The organism is Mycobacterium sp. (assembly GCF_049683355.1).
Lineage (GTDB): Bacteria > Actinomycetota > Actinomycetes > Mycobacteriales > Mycobacteriaceae > Mycobacterium.
Window position 1 is genome coordinate 1 of record NZ_JBAUJB010000266.1, and the last position, 5,797, is coordinate 5,797.

General features: G+C 68.6%; 4 protein-coding genes and 1 pseudogene. 4 read left to right on the forward strand and 1 reads right to left on the reverse strand.

The window, feature by feature from the left end; genetic code table 11:
- Window positions 1–260 (reverse strand): annotated as a pseudogene (locus tag WA944_RS15945) (Hsp70 family protein); the annotation flags it as partial.
- Between the two features lie 235 nt (window positions 261–495).
- Between WA944_RS15945 and WA944_RS15950 the strand changes: the two are divergent.
- From WA944_RS15950 to WA944_RS15965, 4 genes are all read left to right on the forward strand, one after another.
- On the forward strand, window positions 496–1,023 hold the full coding sequence (locus WA944_RS15950) for an Rv0340 family IniB-related protein (protein ID WP_526375906.1): 528 nt from the start codon (window positions 496–498) through the stop codon (window positions 1,021–1,023).
- Between the two features lie 291 nt (window positions 1,024–1,314).
- Complete coding sequence (locus tag WA944_RS15955) at window positions 1,315–2,376, forward strand: IniB N-terminal domain-containing protein (RefSeq protein WP_526609401.1); 1,062 nt, start codon at window positions 1,315–1,317, stop codon at window positions 2,374–2,376.
- 101 nt (window positions 2,377–2,477) lie between these two features.
- Complete coding sequence (gene iniA / locus WA944_RS15960; protein ID WP_526647119.1) at window positions 2,478–4,319, forward strand: isoniazid-induced dynamin-like GTPase IniA; 1,842 nt, start codon at window positions 2,478–2,480, stop codon at window positions 4,317–4,319.
- A gap of 33 nt (window positions 4,320–4,352) precedes the next feature.
- Window positions 4,353–5,797 (forward strand): dynamin family protein (locus WA944_RS15965; RefSeq protein WP_526647120.1); only part of this gene is annotated, 1,445 nt, incomplete at its 3' end.

The window sequence follows — 5,797 nt, forward strand, 5'->3', positions numbered from 1 at the left end:
GTGCGCGCCATCGCCTCGAGCGCCTCGGCCAGCACGGTCTCACCGCGGTGCGCCGAGCCGTCCGCGGCGACCAGCGGCACAGGGTCGCCGACGCGGTCGACGAAGCCGTTGAGGACAAGGCCGGACCCGGTGGGCACCCCGACCTCGGGCGCACGGTCGTCGAAGAGGGTGAGGATCGATCGCCGTATCACCGGCGGGCGGCCGACGCGGGCCGCGACCAGGTTGGTCATCCCGATCGACAACCCCAGTGGTTCAGTCATCGTGGCGTCTCTCCTGTCTGGGCCGGTCACCACCTTAACGGCTCGCCCACCAGGGTCGGCGGATTTCCCCTAGTGGCGCGATTCCCCTAATGGGCGATCCCCTAATGCCGTCGGCTCAGGGCTGGGTTCGGCACCGATCCGGTGAGCAGTGAACGTGGCTAGCATCGTGTCAGGCAGCTGGCAACAGCGGAGATCCAACAGGATCCAACAGGAATCCAATAGGAAAGGTGTGGTCGTGGCGAACTCGCTACTCGACTTCGTGATGTCGCTGGTGCGCGATCCCGACGCTGCGGCACGCTACGCCGCTGATCCCGCGCAAGCCCTCGCCGACGCGCACCTGACCGATGTGACCAGCGCTGACGTCAGCAATTTGATCCCGGTGGTCGCGGAGTCACTGTCGATGGGCGCCCCCTCGGCCGGTTTGGACGCCGTCGGTGTGGAGGCGGCGGGCAACGTGTGGGCCAGCGGTGCGGCCACCGCCGCTTTCGACGCCTTCTCCGACCCGACGCCCATGCCCGGGTTGATCGACGCCCCCGCTGTGGTGACCGACACCGTCGAGGACGGCGGCTCGGTCCTGGAACCGTCGTCGGCAGGCGGCCCGGCCGACGACGCGGCATCGCTGCAGCTCGAAGGCCCTGTGTTCGAGGAGGGCTTCGAGGAGGGTGTGGTCGACGGCGCTGGTCTCACCGACGAGTGGGTGCAGCCGGTCGTCGACACCCAGCCCGGTGACGACCCCGGCCCGGGATTCGACATCTTCAGCTGATCGAACCGACCCCCGGCACACCGCGCGGCCCATCCGGGCCGCGCGGTTTTTTCGTTTGACGTGCGGAAACGGGTCCATCCCCCGCAGCGTCCCGGTTGCCCTGTAGAGCCCCCTAATCCCCTAATGGGGGTCGCTGAATATCCCTAGGTCGGCGGGGCCAGGGAGGGGTCCCGACCCCGTTTGCCGCGGGTTCGGAAGTCCATAACGTGGTCTCCAGATCGCCGGGAGGCCCGGCGAGCCAACCTCCCCGAGGAACACGGTAGGACCCGGGAAGAACAGAAAGGCAGTTCAATGACAACCCTCATCGACTTCATCCTCGACCTGTTCCGCAGCCCCGCCGCGGCGACGTCTTTTGTCATCGACCCTGACGGCGCGTTGCGTGACGCCGGCCTGCCCAACGTGACCGCGGCCCAGCTCGCGTCGGTCGCCGCGACCGCGGCGCCGGCCGGCTACATGTTCGGCGGCGGCGACCCGGTGATGGGCCTGCAGCGCGCGGTGACCGACCATCACAACCTCAACACCAGCTTCGCCTCGCCGTTCTCGCCGCAGACCACGTTCGCGCCGGACACGAACACCGAACTGGGCAGCCGCAACAACACCGACCTGCTGAGTGGCAACAACGTCCCCGTGGCCAGCCCCGACCAGGCCGCGGGCGCCAACGCCCAGAACGGCGCGTTCAACCTGGGCTTCGGTGACATCACCCTCGGCGACAAGACCAGCAACACCGCCACCGACGGTGGCGTTGTGGTCGGCGGTGACAACGACGGCGACATCGTCAGCGGAGACGGCGCCGCGCTCGGCGACGGCAACACCATGAACAACGGCGACATCCTCGCCGGCTCCGGCTCCGACGTCGTGGTGGGCAAGGACAACGAGGTCGAGGACAATTCGCAGACCGCCGGCGGCGACCTCATCGCCGACAACGACGCCCCGGTTCTCAACGACGTCGACACCAGCGGAGGCAACGGTGGTGGCGCAGCCGGCGGTGACAGCCTGATCGGCATCGGAAGCGGAAACGCGTCCGGCGGTGACGGCGGCAGCGGTGGCGGCATCATCATCACCGACAACGACGTCAACACCGGCACCCAGATCGACGGCGACTACGGCAGCGACAACACCGAGGACAACTCGGTCAACACCTCGGTGGAGACGGAGACGACGACGTCGACGGAGAGCTCGGTCGAGGACAACTCCTCGAACTTCGAGTCCAACATCGGGTCGGGCAACGAGACCGACACCGATCTGTTCTCGGGCAACGACACCGAGACCGACCTGTTCTCGGACAACAACACCGGCTTCGACACCGACGTCGCGTCGAACAACAGCACCGACACGTCACTGGATGCGTTCTGAGGCATCGTGACCGGGTAGCGCAACTGGCGGGGACCGTGATGGTCCCCGCCAGTTCCGCGCGCCTAACGTTGAACAGTCGCCGTCGGACGTAGAGGGGCACCATGACCCAGGCCAAAGACCCACGCACGGTGATCGTCGAGCTCATCGACCACACCAGCAAGATCGCCGACACCAACGAGCGTGGCGATCTGGTGTCCCGGCTGGCGTGGGCCAAGCGGCGGATCAGCGACCCGCAGATCCGGGTGGTGATCGCCGGCCAGCTCAAGCAGGGCAAGAGCCAGCTGCTGAACTCCCTGTTGAACATGCCGGTCGCCCGGGTCGGTGACGACGAGTCCACGGTGCTGGCCACCGTGGTGTCCTACGGCGAGCAGGCGTCAACGCGCTTGGTGGTGGCGCGGCCCGACGGGGAGGAGCCCGAACTCGTCGAGATCCCCACCAGCGACCTGGGCAACGACCTGCGCCGCGCCCCGCAGGCCGCCGGCCGTGAGGTGCTGCGGGTCGAGGTGACCGCCCCCAGCCCGCTGCTCAAGGGTGGCCTGGCGTTCATCGACACCCCGGGTGTCGGCGGCCACGGCCAGCCGCACCTGTCGTCGACGCTGGGCCTGTTGCCCGACGCCGACGCGATGCTGATGCTCAGCGACACCAGCCAGGAGTTCACCGAACCCGAGATGACGTTCATCCGGCAGGCGCTCGAGATCTGCCCGGTCGCCGCGATCGTCGCGAGCAAGACCGACCTGTACCCGCACTGGCGGCAGGTGGTCGACGTCAATGCTGCCCACTTGCGCCGCGCCGGTGTCACCACACCGATGATCCCGGCGTCGGCGACGCTGCGCAGCCACGCCGTGAAGCTCAACGACAAGGAACTCAACGAGGAGTCGAACTTCCCGGCGATCGTGAAGTTCCTGTCCGAGGACGTGCTGGCCCGCCACAACGACCGGGTGCGCCAACAGGTGACCGCGGAGGTCCGGGCAACCGCCGAGCATCTGAAACTGGCTCTGGAGGCCGAACTCTCGGCGCTGGCCGACCCGCAGGCGCGCGACGGTCTGACCGCCGACCTGGAGCGTCGCAAGCAGGAGGCGCAGGACGCACTGCAGCAGACCGCGTTGTGGCAGCAGATCCTCAACGACGGCATCTCGGACCTGACCGCCGACGTCGACCACGACCTGCGTCACCGGTTCCGCAACATCACCCAGTACACCGAGAACGCGATCGACTCCTGCGACCCGACCCAGCACTGGGCCGAGATCGGCGCCGAGCTGGAGGAGGCGGTCGCCACCGCGGTCGGCGACAACTTCGTGTGGGCCTACCAGCGGGCCGAGGTCCTGGCCGCCGAGGTCGCGAGGACGTTCACCGAAGCTGGGCTGAACGCCGTGCGGATGCCGGCGATCGACGCCCGCGACATGGGCGCCGGGATGGACGAGTTCAAGTCGCTGGCGTCGCTGGAGGCCAAACCGATCCGCGTCGGCGACCGGATGGTCTCGGGTATGCGGGGTTCCTTCGGCGGGGTGTTGATGTTCGGCATGCTGACGTCGGTGGCAGGCCTGGGGATGTTCAATCCGCTGTCGCTGGGGGCCGGAGCGCTGATCGGGCGCAAGGCCTACAAGGAGGAGATGGACAACCGGATGCTGCGGATCCGCAGCGACGCCAAGATGAACGTCCGCCGCTTCGTCGACGATGTCGCGTTCGTGGTGAGCAAGGAGTCCCGGGACCGGCTCAAGGGCATCCAGCGGCAGTTGCGCGACCACTACCGCGAGATCGCGAACCAGGCCACCCGCTCGCTCAACGAGTCGCTGCAGGCCACCCTGGCGGCGGTCAAGATGGAGGAGGCCGAGCGCCACACCCGGGTCAAGGAACTCGAGCGCCAGCTCAACATCCTGCGGCAGGTCCTCGATCACGCCGACAAGCTCGCCACGCCGGCGGGGTCACTAAGCTCGAAGGGTTAGTAGTCGGGCGATCGGGACGGGACTGGGCGAACCCTGAGCACAAGCGACCAAGTGCGGGCGATCCTGGGTGGCACCATCACGGCCTACCGGGCCGATCCCGCCTACCGCCGGCGTCCGGACGTGCACCACGAACTCGAGCGCATCGGCCACCGGCTCAACCAGCCCATGCGCATCGCGTTGGCCGGCACGCTCAAGGCCGGTAAGTCGACGCTGGTCAACGCCCTGGTCGGAGAGGATATCGCGCCCACCGACGCGACCGAGGCGACGCGCATCGTCACCTGGTTCCATCACGGCCCGACGCCGAAGGTGACCGCCAACCACCGCGGGGGGCGACGTTCCAATGTGCCGATCACCCGGCGGTCGGACGGTCCCGGGCAGGACAGGGGCTTGACGTTCGACTTCGCGATGGTCGACCCCGACGACGTCGTCGACCTCGACGTCGAATGGCCGGCAGCCGAACTGATCGACGCGACGATCATCGACACGCCCGGAACCTCGTCGCTGTCCCGGGACGTCTCCGCCCGCACGCTGCGGCTGCTGGTCCCCGACGACGGCGTGCCCCGGGTCGATGCCGTGGTGTTCCTGCTGCGCACGCTCAACGCCGCCGACATCGCGCTGCTCAAGCAGATCGGTCAGCTGGTCGGCGGCGCGTCCGGAGCGCTCGGGGTGATCGGGGTGGCCTCCCGCGCCGACGAGATCGGCGCGGGCCGCATCGACGCGATGATGTCGGCCAAGGACGTCGCGCAGCGGTTCACCGCCGAGATGGACCGCACCGGCATCTGCCAGGCCGTCGTGCCGGTGTCCGGCCTGTTGGCGCTGACCGCCCGCACGCTGCGGCAGAGCGAGTTCGTGGCGCTGGAGAAGCTTGCCGGGGTGGAACCCGCCGCGCTGGCCAAGGCGATGCTGTCGGTCGACCGCTTCGTGCGCGAGGACGACGGTGGAAGCCCGGCGCTGCCTGTTGATGCCGCTACCCGCGCGGCGCTGCTGGATCGGTTCGGGATGTTCGGGATCCGGATCTCGATCGCGGTGCTGCGCGCCGGGGTGAGCGATTCGGTGGCGCTGGCCGACGAACTGCTCGAACGCAGCGGCCTGGTGGCGCTGCGTGAGGTGATCGACCAGCAGTTCGCGCAGCGCTCCGATCTGCTCAAGGCGCATACCGCGCTGCTGTCGCTGCGGCAGTTCGTGCAACTGAATCCGGTGTACGCGACACCCCACATCCTCGCCGACATCGAGCCGCTGCTGGCCGACACCCACGCGTTCGAGGAGCTACGGCTGATCAGCCAGCTGCGGTCGCGGCCGACCACCCTCAACCCCGATGAGATGGCGTCGTTGCGCCGCTTGATCGGCGGCTCCGGCACCGATGCCGCGAGCCGGCTGGGACTGCAGCCCGACGCCCCCGACGACGGGCCGCGCGCCGCCTTCGCCGCAGCTCAGCGCTGGCGGCGCCGGGCCGATCACCCGCTCAACGACCCGTTCAC